This window comes from Streptomyces sp. NBC_00435 (genome assembly GCF_036014235.1).
In the GTDB taxonomy this organism is placed as follows: Bacteria; Actinomycetota; Actinomycetes; order Streptomycetales; family Streptomycetaceae; genus Streptomyces.
Genome location: NZ_CP107924.1, coordinates 251417 through 271942 on the forward strand (window position 1 = coordinate 251417; position 20526 = coordinate 271942).

The window sequence follows — 20526 nt, forward strand, 5'->3', positions numbered from 1 at the left end:
CGGCCTTCCAGCCACTCCGTCGCGGTATCAGACGGTCCGCTCCCCCGGGTGGGGTCCGGCCGGGACCCGGACGGGCGGTGTGTACGAGGGAGCCCAGGCAGCAGGGGCGGTCGGGTGTGCGGGTTCGGGTGAATGCGGCTCGCAGGGCCTGGCTCGTCCCACCAGTTGACAGCGCCGCGCAGGTGGCGCCGGGGCGGGCCTGTGCCTCGGCACCCCCCAGCGATCACCGCCAGTGACATGCAGGTACTTACCCCAGGTCCGCTGAAGTTCGCTTGTCCTCAACATGGACGACGTGCAGTTCGCTGCCGTCTCGATCCCGCTTGGATCGCCCGAACAGCCCAACAGCGATCTCCGACTGATCATGGGGCTCATCAGGGCCGACATAGGTGAGGACGTCATTGTGATGACCGGTGACGGCCCATCCTTCGACGTCCTTGAGGTCGATCACCCCAAAGTCTCCTGCCGAAGATCCGGCATGCGCCGGGCCAAACGTCTTCAGGATCTCGGTGGCCTCAGCACCCATGACTTGCCGGGATCGACGAGAAGCCGCTTCCAGACGTCTACCAGTATCTCGGTGTCCATGGCGGTCATCCTGCCGCAGAGCACCGACACGGGGTGCCGATCGACGAACGCTTATGGCGAATAAGCGTCTCTCGCACAGGCGAGGCGCGGAGACACCGGACGCGCGAGCGTCAGTCGGCGTCGAGGACGAGGTCGGCACGGTGGCGGCCTTGGGCGACGAGACGGGCATTGGGCTCGTCCGAGCGGGCCACCCACGCCCTTGCGTACGCCGGGTCCTTGCCGTGGCGGATGTGCCGGTCGATGAGGCGCCGCACGCGCAGCGTCTCGTCCGTGGCGAGGTACCAGGCCTCGTCCAGGAGCGGCCGTACGGGTGCCCACTCCGGGGCCTCGTGGAGCAGGTAGTTCCCCTAGGTGATCACCAGCGGTACGCCCGGTGCGACGGGGATGCTGCCTGCGATCGGCTCCTCCAGGGAGCGGTCGAAGGCCGGTGCGTACACGGCGGGTTCGCCGGGTTCCCGCAGTCTGCGAAGCAGGCATACGTACCCGGCCGCGTCGAACGTGTCCGGTGCGCCCTTGCGGTCCGCCCGCCCCAGCCTGTCCAGCTCGGCCTGCGCGAGGTGGAACCCGTCCATGGGCACCACCACGACCCTCTCCGGCCCGAGCGCCTCCTCGATCAGCGCGGCCAGGGTCGACTTGCCGGCTCCGGGCGGCCCGGCGATGCCCAGGATCTGCCGGGTGCCCCGCTCGGCCAGCGCGGCCGCCCTCACGATCAGCTCCGATGTCTGCACGGAAGCATCCTGCCCGAGCACCGGCCGGCGTGCCTGCGAGGAACTCCTCGCAGCACGGAGCCTGGTCCGCGCGTCGCGCAGGTCGGTCAGGTCGGTCAGGTCGGTCAGGTCGGTCAGGTCAAGGTCGACCGCGTCGTTCACGGCGCAGGACCCAACATCGAGGGCGACAACGGTCCCAGGACCAGCCCTTGACCGCAGGGCCGGTGCGGGAAGCTCCGAGCGACACAGCGAGAATCGCTGGACTGTTGAAGGGAGCGGAGGGTAAATGCCTGACATCGGGAAGGTGCTCGGGGCCATCGGCCGAGGTGCGCTGGCTGTGGGCCGGCTCGTGTGGGAGTCGGTGAGCGCGCCGACGGAAGCCGACGAGCAGGATGCCAGCTGGGAGATATCCCGGCTGGCCGACCTGATCGGGGACACGGTGCCGGAGGAGCTGCGGCGGCGGGCGTGGGGCCTGGTCGTCGACGGGCTCAGGAGCGTCGACGCGGACATCGAGCAGATGGTGGAAGAGGCCGCGGAGGAGGCCGCCGAGAAAGAGGAAGAGGAGTGGAGGCTGCGGGAGGCGTGCGGCGGGAACGGGGACGGCAAGCCCACCGACTGACCGACCACCAGCACCAGCACCGACGCCACGCCGACGGACACGCAGGGAGGCGGAAGCGTCCAGGCCGTTCGGCGTTTCTCCTGACCCACCGCCACGAATGTTCGTGATCGAGCCTGCGGACTCCCCCAGTCCATCCCGCTCCAGGTGGCTCACCGTGCCGGTCCGGAAGGGGCCGAGGATCAGTGGAAGGACGCCCACCCCTTCGGATTCCTCATGATCTCGGTGAGCAGCTCGCCGAGCAGTTTGCCGTCGAACAGCACCCCGTTGTGCTCCTCGGGCACCCGGACCCCATTGATCTCGGCAGTGGGTGTGCCCGGGCCGCGGGGGTCGTCCCCGCCGGCCTTCTCGTACACCTTCTGGGACGCGTTCACGAAGTCGCGGTACTTCATCGTCTTCACCGCCGCGTCGAATTCGGGGCCGCGCAGCCCCTCAACCTGCCCCGCGAGTTCCAGGAGGAAGTCATCGGTGTAGCCGTCCACGGATTCCTCGGGCTGGTGCGCGTAGAGGACGGCGTGGTATTTGGCGAACTTCCCGGCGTCCAGAGCCGCGCGCAGAGCGTTGACCGCCTTCTTCGAGCCCTCGCCCCCCACCCTGCCGTCGAGGAAGGACGCGAGGGTGTACTCCGTCCTCACCTCGCGCCGCTCGGTCCGCGTTTGCAGCACCGGTCCCCCGCCGGTCCGCTCGAACTCCTCACACACGGGGCAGCGCGGGTCCTCGTAAAGGTGCACGACCAGCGGAGCGTCCGGATCACCGACCACGATGGTGGTGCCGTTCGCGTCCAGTTTCGCGGGCAACGCCTCCAGGCCGGCGTAGGCAGCGGCGGCCCGCACCGGCTCCTTGCCGCCACCGTCCGCCCCACCGGCGCCCCGCTCACCGCATCCGCTCGCGGAGAACCCCAGCACACCGGCGACCACCACCGTGGCCAGCCTTCTTCCGCCGTACCTCATCAGAACGTGTCCCTCCCCAAGATCAGAGATGACAGTAGAACAGACATACGTATCGCGCTGGCCGGCGGGCTGGTTCCGCGGCCTTTCGCCGGATCCGGCCGGCCCCTCCCCGGGCGTCCCAGCCACCTGACCTGCCCTGACGGGCCGCCGCAAGGGTCCCCACGCGTCCGGGGAGATCGGGTCAGAGGGGCAAGAAGTTCCAGATCACGGCGACTTCCTCGTCGTTCACGGCGATCAGCCCGGCGTCCCAGTCGTACCGGCTGAAGGGGGCGTGGCTTCGGAAGGGTTGTTCATGGAAGTCGGGGTGGTCGGGCTTCCAGGCGAGGTTGGAGTGGAAGCGGGTGCCGTCGGGGAAGCGCGACAGGATCACGTCTGCGCGGCGTTCCCTCTCAGACCTGTGCTCCCCGCCCAGCCCGGTGCCCCGGAGAGGTCCAGCCGGGTCAGGGGTTCCATGATCCGTTCCACTGCTCCGGCGCCGGTTTGGTCCATGACGACTGTCCGACCGATCACGACCGGTCCATTGAGCGGCCCCTCGTTCGGCACCGGCGGAACGCTGAACGACTCGCACGGCGGCTGCGGCGGAGGATTCTTCAGCCCAGTCCCGAATGTCCGAGGTATTCCTCCGGATGCCGTACTGCGTGTACTTTTGCGCCGACTCCAGATCCGGGAATGACACCGCGGTGCGGATGTCGTACTTGCCGTTCGCCCGCTGCCCGTCCTGGATCCGCCGCAGGAGCTGCTCGTCCGTCCGGGTTGCCGACGCGCGCCGAAGCCCTCGGCGCGGGCCGTTTCCGCCTGGTAGGTCGGGGCGCCGCGGATCGCGATGTCGAGTTCCGGCACGCCTCACCCCGCTCGAGTCCGGCACATCAGCTTCCTGGGCCGCTACCTGTTCAACATCAAGGCCAGCGGCTCCGGCCAAGGCCTGCGCCCCTTCTGGGCCCGAACTCCGCCGAGGACGACAAGGTTTAACGGCCGACACACCCGACCAGCCCGGCTACTCGTTGCACCCCGCGGGGGCCAAGCAGCCGACTTGATGTGAAGCCCTCGCGGCAGATGTCACAACAGGCCGGGGGCACCCTCCTGGGCGAAATCCTTGGATGCCGGGTGATCTGGACCGCTGGCCGGGGCAGCGGCACGCAGCGCCGCTTCGACCCGGCGGTTGCTGGTCATGGATGCCGTAACCGCCGTCATCGCCACGAGGAGGCCGCCGGCGGCGTACAGCGGGGTGCGGATGTCGTAGGTCGTGGCCAGCCAGCCGCCGAGGAAGGCCCCGGTGGGGGCGGCGCACATGGCCAGCATGCGGGAGGTCGAGGCGACCCGGCCCATGAGGTGGGCCGGGACGATCGCCTGCCGGAGGGAGGGCCCGAGCACCATCGTGGCGCCCATGCCGGCCCCGCAGACGGCGAGCGCCAGCCCGGCCACGTACGGGTTCGGGGCGGCGGCCAGGCCCAGGATGGCGAGCCCTTCGACGGCGGCTGTGCAGGTCAGTGCGGTGCCGGTGCCGAGTCGACGGCCGAGGTAGGCGGCGATGCCTGCACCGAGCAAGCCGCCGGTGGCCTCCGCAGTGAGGAGCAGGCCGAAGCCGTAGGTGTCGATGCCGAGGCGGTCGTGCGCGAAGAGGGCGAGGACGGTCTCCACGGCGAGGAAGGCGACGTTGCCGACCGCCGGGCGGAGCGCGAGCCCGAGCAGCACCCGGTCCCGGAAGACGTACGAAGCCCCGGCCCGCGCTTGGCGGAGCAGCGACTCGCGAACCTCCGGCACGGGCCGGGGCATGGCGGGAAGCGACCGTACGAGCAGCGCGGAGAGCATGAACGACACCGCGTCGGCGAGCAGCGGAACCGCCCGCCCGAGCGCGAGCAGCGCACTGCCCGCGGGCGGCCCCGCGAAGCCGGACATGGCGGTCTGGGCTCCGCGCAAGCGAGAGTTGGCCCGCTCCAAGAGTGCGGGGTCGCGGCCGAGTAGATCCGGCAGATAGGCCGTGGCGGCCGTGTCGAAGAAGAGTCCGCCGAGGCCGAGCAGGAAGGCGACGGCCGCGAGCAGCGGAATGCTCAGCGCGTCGAGCACGGTCGCCCCGGCGGGTATCGCGAGCAGCACCGCACGTGCCGCGTCCGCGACCCACATCGTGCGCCGGCGGTCCCAGCGGTCCACGAGAGCACCGCCGAGCACCCCGAAGAGCAGCCACGGCAGCGTCCCGGCGGCCGTGACGACGGCGAGCGCCATCGGATCCCGAGTCAACGCCAACGCGAGCAGCGGCAACGCGGCATGCGTCACCCCGTCACCGAGCGAGGACACCGTCTGCGCGGTCCACAGCCGTCCGAACCCGGTCGGCAACTTCCGGACGTCTGAGGTCACTTGGCGCCCTCCTCGGCCTGCTGGCGCGGGGCCGGGTGGAACAGCGCGAAGACGAGTGACGCGTCCGGCAGCGACGGATCGGACAGCTCCCGGTACTCGTCCGCCAGTGCCTGCAGCCGCGCGCCCAGCTGCGCGAACTGCTCCTCGGTGAGCCGCAGATGCGCCATCCGCACCTGCCGCTCACCCACCGGCGACGCCTCCAGGTCCGCCACCGCATGGCGCATCAGCACATCCGGCCCTCCCTCGCCCGGATCTGGCAGCGCGATCGCCCGCGCGGCCATCGCGTAGTACCGCTCGGTGACGCCCCGCACCTTCCGCGTCCGCACCACCTTCACCAGGCCGGCCCGCTCCAGCAGCCGCACGTGATAGCTGGAACTCCCCTTCGCGAGGCCCACCCGCGCGGCGATCTGCGTGATCGTCGCCGGCTCGAAGCGGAGCACGGCCATGATCCGGTGGCGCGTGAGATTGGAGACGGCGCGCAGTTGCTCGTCCGTGGTGACGTGAAACGTCTCGGGGAGACCATCGGTAGGCATGCGAGTAATGGTCAACGATTCTTGACCATTGAGCAAGGGGATTTGGCTCGATGTCCGCTCCACCGCGGCCATCGCCGCTCCGGGGCCAGTCCTGGGGTCGGGGCACGGGACGGGCCCGCCGTAGGCGCGGGTCACCCGGGAGGTCGTCCTGCGGGCTTCGACCGCTCGACACGGAGGGGGGAGTAGCGGATGAAATGCCCGCCGCTCAGGCAGCCTTCTGACCCTGGGACGTCTTCCGCGTCATCACCCCGCCGACGATGAGGGCCAGCCCCACGGTGGCGATGCCGAGGTATGCGGTGGACGGAAGGTCGACGACCTTGTGCATCCAGCCCCACTCCGTGCCGAAGAGGGCCTGCGAAGCGAAGCTGAGAAGCCCCTGGGCTCCTACGACGTAGCCGATGCTTTCGACGATGTATCCGATGATTGTTCGCACGGATCAACGATCTCGCGCCGGCGCCACAAGATCGTCCTCTTCAGGGACGACAACGGAGTAGGCCAAAGGATGCAGACGCGTGGGGAGAGCACGGGCACAGCACCGCACCGAGCCGCGGCCGAGCCGGGGTCGTCAGCAGCGATTCGCTGACGCTCCGGCATCAGCCTGTCCTGTGACTCCGTATCGGCGACCGCGATCGAGATGGGGGCAGAAGGAGGGGCGTTGACGTAGGTGCTGCCTCAGCTGACCTTCACCGCGGGACGGCCGCCCGGCGCAGGGCCGCGAGGAGGTCCCGGTTGCTCGCGCCTTTGAGTACGTACTCGCAAACGCCGGCGCTCATCATCTGCTCGACGGTGCCCTTGTCGTCGTAAGCGGAGAACGCCACGACCCGGCTGGCCGGGGAACACCAGGCGATGTCCCTGGCAACGGAGGGGCCGCCGCCGGGGAAGCGGACGTCCAGGACTACGAGGTCCGGTTGAAGGAGGTGTGCGAGCTGACGTGCTTGCTCACCGTTGCACGCGGTGCCGACGACTTCCAGATCTGGCTGTGCCTGCACGACCTCGCTCAGGGTTTCCAGGAGCATCGCGTTGTCATCACACAGGATCACGCTGAACCGTGGGCCGGGGGAACCATTCGGAGTCGACGTAGTCATGGTGCATCGCCTGTCGGCGGTGACGCAGGAAACGGAAGCGGGTTCGGCACCCAGAACTCGACTGTCGTCCCCGTTCCAGGCCGGCTGCGCATGGACCACCATCCTCCTGCCGTCTCGGCTCTCTCCCTCATCTCGATGATCCCGAAATGATCGCGGGCGCCGTCCTGGGACATCGGCACGCCGGTCCCGTCGTCCATGACACGCGTCAGGATGCCCCCGTCAGTCGACTTGACACTGACATCGACTCTGTCAGCGCGTGCGTGCTTGTGTACGTTCAGCAATGCTTCCTGGACGATGCGGAAAATCGTGATGCCCGTCTCGGGCGTGGGTTCGCGGTCCAGCTGGTGTTCGAGGGAGTAGGCCATTCCCCAGGAGCCCACGACATCGTCCAAGTGACTGGAAAGCCCCTCGGCCAGACCGTGTCTGTCGATCCCCGGTGGATGCAGCCGGAAAGTCAGGCTGCGGAGGCGGCCGATCGCTTCGCGAACTGAGGCGTCGAGGCGCTGCAGTTCCGCGGAAAGCGACTCCGGCACCCGCTCTGCCAGCAACTCCAACCGCATCCCGACGGCGACCATGGCCTGGATGGAGTCGTCGTGGACGTCCCATGCGATGCGTCGTCGTTCCGTCTCCTGCGCTTGGACCAGGTGATCGAACAACCGCCGTCGTTCGGTGAGGGCGTGCTGTGCTGCCCGTCGTTCGGACATGTCTCGGGTGACCTTGCCGAACCCTTGCAGTACGCCCTCTTCATCCCGTAGGGCTGTAATGACGACGTTCGCCCAGAACCGGGAGCCGTCCTGACGTACGCGCCAGCCCTCGTCCTCCAGTCTCCCCTCGGCCACGGCGGTCTCCAGCTCCCACTGCGGTTTGCCCGACGACTGGTCCTCGGGCGGGTAGAAGACCGAGAAGTGCTGTCCGAGGATGTCCTCGGCCTTGTACCCCTTGATCCGCTCTGCTCCCGCGTTCCAGCTGATGATGTAACCCTGCGGGTCGAGCATGAAGATGCCGTAGTCCAGCACCCCTTGGACCAGCAGGGTGAAGGCTGCCTCCGACAGCGGAGCCGCCCGCCTCCGCGCCCACGGCTGCTCTTGCGGCTCCCCCGTCACCTGAGGAGCCCTTCACGCCGCGCGATCGCCACGGCTTCCAGCTGGGAACGCGCTCCCAGCTTTGCCAGCACCCGCTGGACGTGGTTGCGCCCCGTGTTGAGAGCGACGCCCAGCTGTTCGCTGATTGCCGCGGTAGTACGCCCTTCCTGCAGCAGATCAAGGACTTCCCGTTCCCGCGGAGTCAGGTTCGCGCCGAGGGCCGCCTCCCTGCCGGTCAGACGTCCCAGGACGTCGCTGAGCAGGTCCTGACTGAAGACCACCTCGCCCGCGGCCACCCGGCGTACGGCGTCCTCCAGTTCGCTCAGACCGCGGGCCTTCAAGATCAGGCCGGCTCCGCCCGCCTCCACGACGCGCGCTGCCACCGAGCCACTGGCCTCGCCCGCCAGGACCAGTACGCGCACGTCCGGGGCGAGTGTCAGCAGGTCGGCGATGGCGGTGACCCCGTCACCGTCGGGCAGGCGTCTGTCCATCAGGACGACATCGGGCTCACATCGTCTGGCGTCGGCCAGTGCCGACGCCACCGACGCCGCGCGTCCGACGATCCGTAGATCGGGTGAGCGCTCCAGAGCGAGGGAAATCGCCTCGGCGACCATGTCATGGTCCTCGACCAGCAGGATCCTGACCGGTCGACTGTGCGGGGAAGGCGAAGACATCGGTGCATCCTTGCAGGTGGCGGACCGCACGATCATGCCAGAAGGTCTCGGACTGCCGACTCTCCCATGGCCGTCGCTTCTGCACCACGCGTTGCGACTACGCCCGAGGCACAGCAAGCCCCCTCAGTGACGCTACGGGTGCTCCACTCGGTGAGGATGCCCTCCATCCCCGTCAGGTCGAGCAACCGCGCCAACTGCGTCCCCATACCTTCCACGACAAGATCCATGCCGACCCGAAGGGCGGACGCCCGCGCCCAGAGCAGGACGCCCAGGCCTGCGCAGTCACAGAAGGGGACATCGGTCAGATCGAGTCGGAGACCAGTCAGCTGCTCCGCCAGGCAAGCAGCAATCGCGTCGCGGACATAGGGCGCGGTATCCCAGTCGAGTTCGCCTGCGACAGTCACTCGCGCGACACCCGAATCAACCACGGCATGCGACGTGAACGGGTGGACGGTCACAGCATCCCGAACCTCTCCGTGCTCGCGCAGCGGGTACCCGCACAACACGGGCTCACGAGCCTTCCCTTCGGAGGAGTCCCTGCTGCCAGCTGCCGTATCGCTGTCCCATAGCGCGAGAACATCAGCACTCTGCTAGTGAATCTGCACTAGGAGCGGAAGTCAACACGGAGTGGAGGGGATGGACCGGAGGCCAAGTCGTCCGGGCCGTGGCGTGTTCCGCGCCCTACAGGCTGCTCGCCGCCTCGACGCTGTCAGCGACCGGGAACAGGTCCCGGGCCTGCGTGAGGTCCAGGAGTCGGCCCAGCTGAGGGGGAAGTGGGCCCGCCAGCACCAAACGGCCCGTGCGCAGCAGGAGCAGCATTTCGTTGAGCATGGAGGAATCGGCGAAGGCGACCTGGCTGACGTCCAGGACGATCCGGCGGACGTCGGGGTCGGCGGCGGCCCGCGCGCCGGAGGTCCTGAGTGGCTGCAGGGTGTCCTGGTCGAACTCTCCCACGCACACGATGACTCGGACCCCGTCCTCGTCCGGCCTGACCTCTACGTGATGCTCCACCTGTACTCCCTAACGTCTCATCGGCACTGCTCGTCCCCGGCGCGCTTTCCGCAGTGACAGCCGCAGGCTACGCGCCGCTGACCGGTCAGTGGACCCGGACACCGATGAGGCAGGTGTCGTCGTCGGTGTCCGAGTTGCTGTAGGTCAGCAGGTTGTCGAGGCGCTTTTCCAGAGTGCCCGCGGGGCGTGAAGCCACGGTGAGCAGTTGTGCCAGGGATTCCGTGACGGAGGCGTCCCGGCGTTCGACAAGACCGTCTGTGTACATGAGCAGGATGTCCTCGCGCTCCAGTTGCACTTCTTCCTCGCCGTACTGGACGTCGGGCAGGGCTCCCAGGAGCGTGCCCGAGGCGAGGGGGAAGGCCCGGGCCACCTGCCCCCGGACCAGGACCGGGGGCAGGTGGCCCGCGCGGGCCCAGCGCAGGGACCGCGTGTCCGGGTCGTAGATCCCGCAGACCGCGGTGGCGGTCAGATGGCTGGTGAGGTGGTAGGTGACGGTGTTCAGCCAGGAGAGCAGCTGGGCCGGGCCGGCACCCGTGACGGCGAGGCCGCGCAGGGCGTTGCGCAGGACGACCATGCCGGTGGCCGCCTGAATGCCGTGGCCGGCCACGTCCCCGACGCTGATGAGGATCTTCTTGTCGGGCAGTACGAACGCGTCGTACCAGTCGCCGCCCACGAGCGATTGCGACTCCGCCGGCCGGTAGCGGACGGCGATGCGCATGCCGGGAACCTCCAGGGCGGCCGGGGCGGGGGGCATGATGGCCTGCTGGAGCTGTAGTGCGAGCCGGGTCCGGTCCGCGGATTCCGCCTCGGTGCTGGCGAGCTGGTCCCGGGTGGCCGCGAGGGCAACCTCCGTCCAGTGCTGCGCCGAGACGTCCTGGCAGGCGCCCCGGACGGAATACAGGCGTCCCTGGTCGTCCAGTACGGGTTCGGCCACTATCCGGATGTGCCGGGTGATGCCGTCGGGGCGCCGCAGTCGGAAGTCCACCGACGACTCGTGCAGCCGGTGCAGGAGCGTGCGCAGGAACCGGCCGATCGAGTTGACGTCGTGTGGGTGGGCGTGGCCGGTCAGCTCGTCCAGGGGTACGGGGTCGGCCGTCGTGGGCAGTCCGAACAGGCTGAACAGCTGGCTGTTCCAAGTGATGTGCCCCGTGCGGACGTTCTCCTCGAAGCCACCGACCCTGCCCAGGCGTTGTGCGTGCTGCAGGAGGCTGGCCAACCGGGCGGTCTCGTCCTCGACCTTCCAGATGAGGAGGAGGGCGGCGCCGTGCCGGCTGATCCTGACGTCGGCGACCGAGGTGAGGGGTACCTCGTCGACGTATGCCGTGAGCGTCGTACGCGGCGCCTGGCAGGGTTCACCGGTCGCGTAGACCCGCTCCAGCTTGGAGAAGAGGCCGCTGGACTCCGCGGCCGCCGGGTAGGCCTCCAGGAAGTGCACGCCGGTGACGAGTGAGCGGGGCCGGCCCGCCGGGTCGACGAAGCGGCTGTTGGTGTGGTGAATGCGGAAGTCGGAGAGCCGGCCTGCCGGGTCGAGGTGGGGTGTGAGGATGAGGACGGGGTCGTGGAGGTGGTCGGCGAGGTCGGTCAGTTCCGCGACACCCGCCAGGTTCGAGGCCGGGGTGGCGCGGGGTGCCTCGTCCACGGACTGGTCCCCGAGGGTGTGGGCGCACAGTTCGGCCATGGCTTCCAGTTGGCGCAAGACCTGCGGGGGCAGCGGGGGCAGCCGGTCCGGCCAGCCGATCTCGAGCACCCCGTGGATACGGCCTCCCGTCCCTGCCGGGATGGTGATCCGCCCGCCGTCGGAGTACTGGCGCCGGCCGATGGTGGGGATACCCGCGTCGGAGAGCGCCTCCACGACCGCGAGGTCGCGGCTGTGCAGGGCCAGTCGGGCGCAGGTGGCCACCTCGGGCGGGACGTAGCGCCAGCGCCGGGCCTCCTCCTCCGTGAAGCCGGCCTGGCCGACCAGGGTGAGTGAGGAGTCGGCGCCCACCAGCCAGATCGCGACCCCGCAGGCGCCCAGCGGTGCGAGCGCGTTCTCCAGCAGGGCGGTGGCGACGGCCTGGGAGTCGGTCGCGGCCAGCGCACGGCTCTCGGCCGCTCGCAGCCGGACGGCGGGAGCGGTTTCGTCCGGGTCGCTGGGTTCGCCGCTGGCGAGCGCAAGGAACTGCTCCGCGATCTCGCTGACGCGGTCGCGCGCGGCCTGGTTGATGACGTCGACCGCCAGGGCCAGGACGTTGACGCCGGACTGCTCGGCCAGCTTGGTCAGTTGCCGGGAGGCTTCGGCAGGCCCGCATCCCAGTCGCCCCACGAAGATGCCCTTGGCCATCTCGATCAGCGCACGCCCGTCGGCCGCCCACTGGGCGTCCAGCGCCTCCTGACGCAGCCGCTCGACGGTGGCGGCGAGCCGTCCCACGTCACCCGCCTCCGTGGTCGCGGACGTCACCCGCTCCGCCGTCCGGCGGGCGGTCGGGACTTCCGGTCCGCCGGTTCGGGTGCGCGTGCGGATCGGGGACCCGGGTTCTCCGCGTTCGTGATGGTTGTCGTTCACAGGGCGTCGGCGTCTCCCGTGCGGGCGGCGGAAGCCGGAAGGAGCCACTGCCGGATGCGCGCGATCAGGTCGTTCGCGTCCACGGGTTTGGTGACGTAGTCGCTCGAACCGGAGGCGATGCTCTTCTCCCGGTCGCCGGGCATGGCCTTGGCCGTGACCGAGATGATGGGCAGGTCGCTGTATTGGGCCATGCGCCTGATTTCCGCGGTCGCGGCGTACCCGTCCAGTTCGGGCATCATGACGTCCATCAGGATCAGGTCGATGCCCGGGGTGCTCATCAGGGTCTCGATGCCCTTGCGGCCGTTCTCGGCATGCAGGACCCGCATGCCGTGGAGTTCGAGGATGCCGCTGATCGCGTACAGGTTGCGCGGGTCGTCGTCGACGACCAGGACCGGCCGGTCCGCGAGGCTGCCGTCGATGTGGGTCTGTTCGGCCAGGGCGACTTCGGCCTTCGGCCGCGCGAGGGCCGGAACGTCCCCGAGGCGGTCCACCGACAGGTGCAGGGTGATCCGTTCGCGCAGTTCGTCCAGGCTGGAGATCAATTCGAGGCGCTGGCCGGTGGCTGACCGGTCGATCTGCCCCTGCTGGTCCTCGGTCATGCGCCGGTTGTCGTGGGCGAGCACCGGCAGAGCGGCCAGGGCGGTGTCCCCCGCGAGGGCCTGGAGGAAGCTCAGCGCTTCACCGTTGGCTCCCAGTTCCAGGACCACGCAATGGAACGGAGCCTGCGCGAGGATGGCGGCCGCGTCCGCAGCGGTGACGGCGGTGACGACCTCCACCTGTTCGGACGGTCCCGCGGTCGCTCGTCCCGCGATCAGATCGGCGGCGGCGCTCTCGGCCACGAGGCTGAGAAGACCCTTGCTCCGCTCCTCGATCACCAGGAGCCGTCGGGGGTGGCGCTCGTGCGGCGCGTCCGCGGCGCTTTCGCCCGGCCGGCCTCCGGACTCGCCGGCGACCTCCCCCGCGACGGGAGACTCCGCGTCCCGGCTGGCGGCGTCGGGTCGCGAGACCGGCAGGTACAAGGTGAACGTCGATCCCGCGCCCGGGGTACTGGTCGCCGTGACCACCCCTCCGAGGAGCCGGGCGATCTCCCGGGTGATGGACAGTCCGAGCCCGGTGCCGCCGTACTTGCGGCTCGTCGTGCCGTCGGCCTGCTGGAACGCCGCGAAGATCACCTCCAGTTGCTCCTCGGCGATACCGATGCCCGTGTCGATGACCTTGAAGGCCACTACCGAGCCCGCCCGCGTGAGCTCGGCGGGGAGTTCCGCGGAGTTCGCCGGTTCGATCCGCACCTGGACCCGACCGCGTTCGGTGAACTTCACCGCGTTGGAGAGCAGGTTGCGCAGGATCTGCTGGAGCCTGGCGTCATCGGTCAGCAGGTCAACGGGCACCCCGGCTGAGGTCGTGATGTCGAACTCAAGGCCCTTCTGCGTCGTCAGGGGCCGGAAGGAGGCTTCCACGTAGTCGAGGAGCCTCTTGAGCGACACCCGCTCCAGGTTCACGTCCATCTTGCCGGCCTCGACCTTCGACAGGTCAAGGATGTCGTTGATGAGCTGGAGGAGGTCGGAGCCGGCCGAGTGGATGATGCCCGCGTACTCGACCTGCTTGGGGCTGAGGTTGCGCGACGGGTTCTGCGAGAGCAACTGGGCCAGGATGAGAAGGCTGTTGAGTGGTGTGCGCAGCTCGTGGCTCATGTTGGCCAGGAACTCCGACTTGTACTTCGAGGCCAGGGACAGCTGCTGGGCCCGGTCCTCAAGCTCCTGGCGCGCCTGCTCGATCTCCAGGTTCTTCGTCTCGATGTCGCGGTTCTGCGTAGCGAGGAGGGCGGCCTTCTCCTCCAGTTCCGCGTTGGAACGCTGGAGTTCGTCCTGCTGGTCCTGCAACTGTTCCGATCGGGCCTGGAGCTCACCCGTGAGGCGCTGGGACTCGCCGAGCAGTTCGTCCGTACGCACGTTGGCGACGATGGTGCTGACGTTCACGCCGACCGTCTCCATCAGCCGTCCGAGGAAGTCGCGGTGAACGGGGGTGAAGGCGGTGAAGGAGGCGAGCTCGATGACCCCGAGGACCTGCTCCTCGACGAGGATGGGCAGCACGATCAGGCTGGCCGGGGCGGCGGCGCCCAGCCCGGAGGAGATCAGGTAGCCGGGCGGCAGGTTGTCGGCGGTGAGGATGCGCCGGCTTCGGGCCGCCTGCCCGACAAGGCTCTCGCCGCTCCGTACCCGCAGGGCGGAGGTGGAGCTGTTGGCGGGCCGCCCGAAAGACCCGATCAGGGTGAGCCACGTGTCGCCGTCGGTCTCCTCGGCGAGGTAGAAGGCGCCGTAGCCGGCGTCGACCAGAGGGGCGAGCTCGTCCATGACACGTTCGGCGACGGCGGCCAGGTCCCGATGGCCCTGCATCAGGCCCGAGATGCGGGCCAGGTTGGACTTGAGCCAGTCCTGCTCCTGGTTGGCCCGGGTCGTCTCGCGCAGGGAGCCGACCATGGAGTTGATGTTGTCCTTGAGTTCGGCGACCTCGCCCGAGGCGTCGACGGTGATCGAGCGGGTCAGGTCGCCCTCGGCGACCGCGCTGGCGACCTCGGCGATGGCCCGGACCTGACGCGTCAGGTTGCCGGCCAGCTCGTTGACGTTCTCCGTCAGCCGCTTCCACGTGCCCGACACGCCCTCGACCTCGGCCTGGCCACCGAGGCGGCCCTCACTACCGACCTCGCGGGCGACACGGGTGACCTCGGCGGCGAAGGAGGACAACTGATCGACCATCGTATTGATGGTCGTCTTCAGCTCCAGGATCTCGCCGCGGGCGTCCACGTCGATCTTCTTGGACAGGTCGCCGTTGGCCACGGCCGTCGTGACCAGGGCGATGTTGCGGACCTGACCCGTGAGGTTGTTCGCCATGGAATTGACGTTGTCGGTCAGGTCCTTCCACGTGCCCGCCACATTGGGAACCCGGGCCTGGCCGCCGAGCCTGCCCTCGGTACCGACCTCGCGGGCCACACGCGTCACCTCGTCGGCGAACGCGGACAACGTGTCGACCATCGTGTTGATGACCCCGGCCAACGCGGCGACCTCGCCCTTCGCCTCCACCACGATCTTCTGCGAGAGGTCACCACGAGCGACGGCGGTGGCCACCTGGGCGATGGAACGCACCTGACCGGTCAGATTGGACGCCATGACGTTGACATTGTCGGTGAGGTCCTTCCACGTGCCGGAAACCCCCCGGACCGTCGCCTGACCACCCAGGTTGCCCTCGGTACCGACCTCCCGGGCCACCCGGGTCACCTCGTCGGCGAACGCGGAGAGCTGGTCGACCATCGTATTGATGGTCTCCTTCAACTCCAGGATCTCCCCCCGCGCATCCACCCGGATCTTCTGCGTCAGATCACCCTGCGCCACAGCCGTGGTGACCTCCGCGATCGAACGCACCTGAGCGGTCAGATTGTCCGCCATGAAGTTCACCGAGTCGGTCAGGTCGCGCCAGGTACCGGACACGCCCTTCACGTCCGCCTGGCCGCCGAGCCGGCCATCGGTGCCCACCTCGCGGGCGACCCTGGTGACCTCGTCCGCGAAGGCCGAGAGCTGGTCGACCATCGTATTGATGGTCGTCTTCAGCTCCAGGATCTCGCCGCGGGCGTCGACCCGGATTTTCTGCGAGAGGTCGCCCTGGGCCACCGCTGTGGCGACCTCGGCGATCGACCGGACCTGAGCGGTGAGGTTGCCGGCCATGAAGTTCACCGAGTCGGTCAGGTCGCGCCAGGTACCGGACACGCCCTTCACGTCCGCCTGGCCGCCGAGCCGGCCATCGGTGCCCACCTCGCGGGCCATGCGGGTGACCTCGTCGGCGAACGCGGAGAGCTGGTCGACCATCGTGTTGATGGTGTTCTTCAGTTCCAGGATCTCGCCGCGGGCATCGACAGCGATCTTCTGCGACAGGTCGCCCTTGGCGACGGCCGTCGTCACCTGGGCGATGTTGCGGACCTGGTCGGTCAGATTGCCGGCCATGAAATTCACCGAGTCGGTCAAGTCGCGCCATACGCCGGCCACTCCCGGCACCTCCGCCTGCCCGCCGAGCCGGCCCTCGCTGCCGACCTCGCGGGCCACGCGGGTGACCTCGTCCGCGAAGGAGGAGAGCTGGTCGACCATCGTGTTGACGGTGTCCTTCAGCTCCAGGATCTCGCCACGGGCCGCCACGTCGATCTTCTGCGAGAGGTCGCCGCGCGCCACGGCGGTGGCCACCTGGGCGATGTCCCGTACCTGCGTGGTGAGGTTGCCGGCCATGGCGTTGACGGAGTCCGTCAGGTCGGCCCACGTTCCGGAGACACCTGGAACGACGGCCTGGCCGCCCAGGGTGCCCTCGGTACCGACCTCGCGGGCAACGCGGGTCACTTCGGAAGTGAACAGGGACAGTTGGTCGACCATCCCGTTGAAGACGGTCGCGATCTCCCCCAGCAGCCCGTCGGCCTCGTCAGGCAGACGGGTCCCGAAGTCGCCGTCCCGTACGGCCGTCAGTCCGGCAAGGAGCTGGCGGAGCTCCGGCTCCCCCACCGCCCCCGAATTCTTCGCATGCGTCGATGCCACCGCCGGCTTGACCATCCCTGCCCCATCTCCCTGTGACCAGGCCGTGCCCGAAGCCTCGAGCGTCCCCCCGTCAGGCTAAGCCCACCGGTAGCCGCCTTCGCCCACAAGACTGAGAACGGTCAGCCCACCGCTTGCCTCCGCCCGGCCGGCGGCCCGAATCCCCACGAGGGAGCCCGGCGGGTGCTTAGAACCACGAGGCCGGGGCAGAAGCGTGCCGGACAGCCGCCAGTCAATTGGGAGGGAGCGGCCGCCATGCCCCGCTCGGCCACCGTCGTAGGAACCGTTCGTGCAACAGACGCGCACGTCCCCGCTTGTGACCGACGAACCACCCCGGCGGCGCCGACGCGGGACCTGGAGCCGCTCCGGGTGGAGAATCCCCGTGAGCTGGCGCCCGTCGACGCACGCGAGTTGTCGCGGGACTTCTTCCGAAGGATGCAGCTTCTGGAGGAGGGGACTCGCGAGTACCAGTACACCCGCAACACATTGATCGAGATGAACCTCTCGCTCGTGCAGTTCGCCGCGCGACGGTTCCGGACCCGCGTGCTCGGCGGCGGTCTCGACATGGACGACATCATCCAGGTGGGCACGATCGGCCTCATCAAGGCCATCGACCGCTACGACCTCGAGCGCGAGGTCGAGTTCTCGACCCTCGCCCTCCCCTACATCATCGGGGAGATCAAGCGGCATTTCCGTGACACGACCTGGGCCGTGCACGTCCCGCGCCGCCTGCAGGAGCTGCGCACGGAGCTCGCCAAGGCCCAGGACGCCCTGACCGACGTCCTGGGCAGGGCACCGACCGTCAAGGAGGTTGCCGGCCACCTGGAGCTGTCCGAGGAAGAGGTCATCGACGGGCTGGTGGCCGCGAACGGCTACACGAGCGGCTCCCTCGACACCGGCGGTGCGGACAACGAAGCGCAGGCCCCGACGAACCGGAGCACCCGGCCGCTCGCCGAGCGCCTCGGCGACGTCGATCCGGCCATGGAACTCTTCGAGGAGTGTCACACCCTCGCGCCCCTGCTGGAGCAGCTGGACGACCGCGACCGGTGCATCCTGCGGATGCGCTTCGGCCAGGAGAAGACCCAGGCCGAGATCGGCGCCGAGCTGGGCATCTCCCAGATGCAGGTCTCGCGCATCCTGTCCCGCATCCTGGCCCGGCTACGCGCCGGCATGCTCACGGCATAGACGCCGGGACGCTTTGGGAAGGGACGAACTCGACGAGACGAACGGAGAGGAGACGGGCATGGCGACGCCGCTAACCGTCCGGCCGTTGCAGGACCGAACCGGCGCGCGCCTGAGCGGCAGCTGCGACCTCGACACGCGGCATGCGCTGTCCGTCGCGCTGGGCGTCGTAACGGAGATCTCCGGTCCAGTCGTCCACCTCGATCTCTCCGCCATCCTCTTCCTCGATCCGGCCGCGGTCGCCGCCCTCGTGAGGGCGTCGGCCGCACTCAACGGGCAGGGGCGACGCCTGCTGCTCCACGATCCGCCATACTCACTGCGCAAGGTCGTGGAGATGTTCCCGGACGAATGCGCCGCGCTGGAGGTCGCAGCATGATCACAGTTCCTGCGCCCGCCGGGCCCGGGGCCTTCGTCCATCCCGCCCTCTTCTACCAGGACCTCCCCGAGTACGTGACCGGGGTGGGCGGTTTCGTACGCGGCGCCTTGACGGCCGGCGAACCGGTGCTCGTCGCCGTGCCCGGCGCGCACCTGGACGCCCTGCGCGAGAGCCTCGGCGGGAACGCGGCGGAGGTCACCTGGACGGACATGACCGGACTGGGCCGCAACCCCGGCCGCATCCTGGCCGCCCTGCAGGACTTCGCCGACCTGCACGCGGGCCGGCCCGCCCGGATCGTCGGAGAGCCGATCTGGCCCGGCCGCTCCCCCGCCGAAGTACTGGAGGCCACCCGGCACGAGGCCCTCATCAACACGGCCTTCGCCGGCCGGCCGGCGACCATCCTGTGCCCGTACGACGTACAGGGGCTGGCACCGGAGGTACTGGCCGACGCCCGGCGCACGCACCCCACACTCATCGAGGACGGCCACGACCTGCCGAGCCCGGGCTACAGCGGTGCGTCGGAGGTCTCCGCGGACTGCGACCGCCCCTTGCCCGAGCCCGTCGGCGACGTACCGCAGCTCGACTACTCCTACGGAGGGCTGGCCGAGGTCCGTGCGTACGCCGAGGGGTGGGCGCGCGGAACGGCCCTGACCCCGGCGCGGCGCGGCGACCTCGTCCTGGCCGTCAGCGAGGCGGCGGCCAACTCCCTCTCCCACGGAGGCGGGAAGGGCACCCTGCGGCTGTGGACCACGGGCGGGTCCCGGCCGGAAGTCGTCGCGGAGATCCGCGACGACGGCCGATTGGCCGACCCGCTGGCCGGGCGCCGCCGGCCCTCCCTGGCATCGTCCGACGGAGGTCGCGGCCTGTGGATGATCCACCAGCTCTGCGACCTGGTGGAGGTCCGCGCCACCGAAAGCGGCTTCACCCTGCGGCTCCACATGGCAACGCCCTGAGAGCGGCGGTCACCTAGACTGTCCGGGCGGGCCCGAGTGTCCCCGGGGCGCCGGGGGGCGTACGGGGCCGGTCGGGACATCGACCATGAGATGGCCGGACAGGGCCCGCGAGCAGAGAACCGTGTCAATGTGGGGGTGAGAGACCTCGGTGGAGACCATCGGACCCATCGGACCTGAGACGGGTGGTCCGGTGAGCGCCGGCCTTCCCGCCGGAGGACAGCGGCGCAGGCTCGCCCTGACGGGTGTCCGCGGCGCCGTGGCCAAGGGCCGCGACTTCACGCGCGAGGCCCTGCGGGACTGGGGATGGGACGGGACCGAGACCGCCGAGGACACCCTGCTCCTCGTGTCCGAGCTGCTGACCAACGCGTCCCTGCACGCGAACGGTTGTCACGAGCTCGTACTCACGGCCGGCGAAGCCCTGCGCATCGAGGTGTACGACGGCACGACGACGCTGCCCAGGCGCAACCCGGCCCCGCAGCGCGGGGTACCGGGCGGTCACGGCCTGTACATCGTCGAACGCCTGTCCGATCGATGGGGTTCGCGCGCCCACGAGCACGGGAAGGCCGTCTGGGCGGAGATCGAAGCCGACCGGCTGGTGTCCGGCAGGCCCACCGGCCACTGACCGGTTCCGGCGCGGCCCGGGCCCGGGAGCGTCAAATCGGCCGCCGGGGGCAGGAGCGCGATATGACCTCCCCTCAGCTCACCTCCCTGTCCCTGGCCCCGGCGATCGGCCCCGCGTGGGTGCACCTGCTCGTCATCGCCTTCGCGCTGATCGTGCTCGTGCACACCCTCGCCCGGCACCAGTAGGGCCTGGCGCCGGTTGTGCCCGGCGCCATGGGCAACGCCGCCGCGTCAGCCGCCGGCGCCTCGTGCGGCGGGGTCCTCGGGGACCGCCGCGAGGACGAACGCGTACCCGGCCGGATCGCTGAACGTGCGCAGCGTCGTACGGTTGTCGAGCCGGCTGCCGTCCTCCTCGGCCGACAGCGGGCGCGCCCCGAGGGCCACGGCTTCCCGCTCGGCCTCGTCGAAGGAGTCCGCCCCCACCAGGATCCGCAGATGGGCCTGCTGGGAGTCCCCCGGCGCCGGCCAGCTCGGCGGCACGTGGTTCGGATCGCGGCGGAGCCCGAGGACCACGCCGGATCCGCCGGTGACGAGGAACAACTCCCCGTCACCGGGCGCCGGACCGGCCGCGGCTCCGAGCAGCTCGGCGTAGAAGCGGGCCAGTGACTCGGGCTCGGCGCAGTCCAGGACGAGGACACTTGTCTTGAGTACGGTCATGGCCCGCGTGTGCCCCGTGCCTTCGCCCGTACGCA

The 20526-nt window shown here is 69.6% G+C and carries 20 protein-coding genes and 2 pseudogenes; 7 read left to right on the forward strand and 15 right to left on the reverse strand.

The features are described from left to right. Positions 1–283 precede the first annotated feature (283 nt). Positions 284–646 (forward strand): hypothetical protein, encoded by a 363-nt coding sequence (locus tag OG389_RS01115; protein WP_328296534.1) that lies wholly within the window; start codon positions 284–286, stop codon positions 644–646. A 46-nt stretch (positions 647–692) separates the two neighbouring features. On the opposite strand, the pseudogene OG389_RS01120 reads toward OG389_RS01115, so the two are convergent. Further along, positions 693–1310 (reverse strand): annotated as a pseudogene (locus OG389_RS01120) (nucleoside/nucleotide kinase family protein). Between the two features lie 265 nt (positions 1311–1575). Between OG389_RS01120 and OG389_RS01125 the strand changes: the two are divergent. Beyond that, a complete protein-coding gene (locus OG389_RS01125) occupies positions 1576–1908 on the forward strand; it encodes a hypothetical protein (RefSeq protein ID WP_328296535.1) in 333 nt (110 codons plus the stop codon). A gap of 179 nt (positions 1909–2087) precedes the next feature. Here OG389_RS01125 and OG389_RS01130 read toward each other — a convergent pair whose 3' ends face one another. From OG389_RS01130 to OG389_RS36690, 13 genes and pseudogenes are all read right to left on the reverse strand, one after another. Further along, the gene (locus OG389_RS01130; protein WP_328296536.1) at positions 2088–2855 is read right to left on the reverse strand and encodes a thioredoxin domain-containing protein; all 768 of its coding nucleotides are present in this window, start codon (positions 2853–2855) and stop codon (positions 2088–2090) included. Positions 2856–3036: 181 nt separating this feature from the next. Then, entirely contained in the window at positions 3037–3225 is a 189-nt protein-coding gene (locus OG389_RS01135; RefSeq protein ID WP_328296537.1) for a hypothetical protein, read from the reverse strand. A gap of 686 nt (positions 3226–3911) precedes the next feature. Next, positions 3912–5207: an MFS transporter gene (locus OG389_RS01140; RefSeq protein ID WP_328296538.1), complete on the reverse strand. Its 1296-nt coding sequence runs from the start codon at positions 5205–5207 to the stop codon at positions 3912–3914. Next, on the reverse strand, positions 5204–5740 hold the full coding sequence (locus OG389_RS01145; protein WP_328296539.1) for an ArsR/SmtB family transcription factor: 537 nt from the start codon (positions 5738–5740) through the stop codon (positions 5204–5206). The genes OG389_RS01140 and OG389_RS01145 overlap by 4 nt, the downstream gene beginning before the upstream one ends. Before the next feature lie 205 nt (positions 5741–5945). Continuing rightward, positions 5946–6173: a hypothetical protein gene (locus tag OG389_RS01150; protein WP_328296540.1), complete on the reverse strand. Its 228-nt coding sequence runs from the start codon at positions 6171–6173 to the stop codon at positions 5946–5948. A gap of 250 nt (positions 6174–6423) precedes the next feature. Further along, a complete protein-coding gene (locus OG389_RS01155; protein ID WP_328296541.1) occupies positions 6424–6927 on the reverse strand; it encodes a response regulator in 504 nt (167 codons plus the stop codon). Further along, positions 6822–7928, reverse strand: coding sequence for a PAS domain-containing sensor histidine kinase (locus OG389_RS01160; RefSeq protein ID WP_328296542.1), 1107 nt, complete (start codon positions 7926–7928; stop codon positions 6822–6824). Before OG389_RS01160 ends, OG389_RS01155 begins: the two co-directional genes overlap by 106 nt. Next, a complete protein-coding gene (locus tag OG389_RS01165; protein WP_328296543.1) occupies positions 7925–8617 on the reverse strand; it encodes a response regulator transcription factor in 693 nt (230 codons plus the stop codon). Before OG389_RS01165 ends, OG389_RS01160 begins: the two co-directional genes overlap by 4 nt. Then, entirely contained in the window at positions 8614–9039 is a 426-nt protein-coding gene (locus OG389_RS01170; RefSeq protein ID WP_328296544.1) for an STAS domain-containing protein, read from the reverse strand. The genes OG389_RS01165 and OG389_RS01170 overlap by 4 nt, the downstream gene beginning before the upstream one ends. A 223-nt stretch (positions 9040–9262) precedes the next feature. Further along, complete coding sequence (locus tag OG389_RS01175) at positions 9263–9592, reverse strand: STAS domain-containing protein (protein ID WP_328296545.1); 330 nt, start codon at positions 9590–9592, stop codon at positions 9263–9265. Positions 9593–9677: 85 nt separating this feature from the next. After that, positions 9678–12032: a SpoIIE family protein phosphatase gene (locus OG389_RS01180; protein ID WP_328296546.1), complete on the reverse strand. Its 2355-nt coding sequence runs from the start codon at positions 12030–12032 to the stop codon at positions 9678–9680. 101 nt (positions 12033–12133) lie between these two features. Beyond that, complete coding sequence (locus tag OG389_RS01185) at positions 12134–16405, reverse strand: HAMP domain-containing protein (protein WP_443059405.1); 4272 nt, start codon at positions 16403–16405, stop codon at positions 12134–12136. Positions 16406–16591: 186 nt separating this feature from the next. Continuing rightward, positions 16592–16720 (reverse strand): annotated as a pseudogene (locus tag OG389_RS36690) (hypothetical protein); the annotation flags it as partial. Positions 16721–16957: 237 nt separating this feature from the next. Between OG389_RS36690 and OG389_RS01190 the strand changes: the two are divergent. From OG389_RS01190 to OG389_RS01210, 5 genes are all read left to right on the forward strand, one after another. Further along, complete coding sequence (locus OG389_RS01190; RefSeq protein WP_328296547.1) at positions 16958–17887, forward strand: SigB/SigF/SigG family RNA polymerase sigma factor; 930 nt, start codon at positions 16958–16960, stop codon at positions 17885–17887. Positions 17888–17945: 58 nt separating this feature from the next. Further along, positions 17946–18260, forward strand: coding sequence for an STAS domain-containing protein (locus OG389_RS01195; RefSeq protein ID WP_328296548.1), 315 nt, complete (start codon positions 17946–17948; stop codon positions 18258–18260). Beyond that, positions 18257–19213 (forward strand): sensor histidine kinase, encoded by a 957-nt coding sequence (locus tag OG389_RS01200; protein WP_328296549.1) that lies wholly within the window; start codon positions 18257–18259, stop codon positions 19211–19213. The genes OG389_RS01195 and OG389_RS01200 overlap by 4 nt, the downstream gene beginning before the upstream one ends. A 190-nt stretch (positions 19214–19403) precedes the next feature. Then, entirely contained in the window at positions 19404–19835 is a 432-nt protein-coding gene (locus OG389_RS01205; RefSeq protein ID WP_328296550.1) for an ATP-binding protein, read from the forward strand. A 62-nt stretch (positions 19836–19897) separates the two neighbouring features. Continuing rightward, complete coding sequence (locus OG389_RS01210; protein WP_328296551.1) at positions 19898–20020, forward strand: hypothetical protein; 123 nt, start codon at positions 19898–19900, stop codon at positions 20018–20020. Between the two features lie 45 nt (positions 20021–20065). On the opposite strand, the gene OG389_RS01215 is transcribed toward OG389_RS01210, so the two are convergent. Further along, on the reverse strand, positions 20066–20491 hold the full coding sequence (locus OG389_RS01215) for a VOC family protein (protein WP_328296552.1): 426 nt from the start codon (positions 20489–20491) through the stop codon (positions 20066–20068). Between the last annotated feature and the right edge of the window lie 35 nt (positions 20492–20526).

Bases quoted from the DNA above. Each gene is read 5' to 3' on its own strand.
- OG389_RS01115 (WP_328296534.1), top strand. From the start codon at position 284: ATGGACGACGTGCAGTTCGCTGCCGTCTCGATCCCGCTTGGATCGCCC.
- OG389_RS01125 (WP_328296535.1), top strand. From the start codon at position 1,576: ATGCCTGACATCGGGAAGGTGCTCGGGGCCATCGGCCGAGGTGCGCTG.
- OG389_RS01130 (WP_328296536.1), bottom strand. From the start codon at position 2,855: ATGAGGTACGGCGGAAGAAGGCTGGCCACGGTGGTGGTCGCCGGTGTG.
- OG389_RS01145 (WP_328296539.1), bottom strand. From the start codon at position 5,740: ATGCCTACCGATGGTCTCCCCGAGACGTTTCACGTCACCACGGACGAG.
- OG389_RS01155 (WP_328296541.1), bottom strand. From the start codon at position 6,927: ATGGTGGTCCATGCGCAGCCGGCCTGGAACGGGGACGACAGTCGAGTT.
- OG389_RS01165 (WP_328296543.1), bottom strand. From the start codon at position 8,617: ATGATCGTGCGGTCCGCCACCTGCAAGGATGCACCGATGTCTTCGCCT.
- OG389_RS01185 (WP_443059405.1), bottom strand. From the start codon at position 16,405: ATGGCCGGCAACCTCACCACGCAGGTACGGGACATCGCCCAGGTGGCC.
- OG389_RS01190 (WP_328296547.1), top strand. From the start codon at position 16,958: ATGCCCCGCTCGGCCACCGTCGTAGGAACCGTTCGTGCAACAGACGCG.
- OG389_RS01195 (WP_328296548.1), top strand. From the start codon at position 17,946: ATGGCGACGCCGCTAACCGTCCGGCCGTTGCAGGACCGAACCGGCGCG.
- OG389_RS01200 (WP_328296549.1), top strand. From the start codon at position 18,257: ATGATCACAGTTCCTGCGCCCGCCGGGCCCGGGGCCTTCGTCCATCCC.
- OG389_RS01210 (WP_328296551.1), top strand. From the start codon at position 19,898: ATGACCTCCCCTCAGCTCACCTCCCTGTCCCTGGCCCCGGCGATCGGC.
- OG389_RS01215 (WP_328296552.1), bottom strand. From the start codon at position 20,491: ATGACCGTACTCAAGACAAGTGTCCTCGTCCTGGACTGCGCCGAGCCC.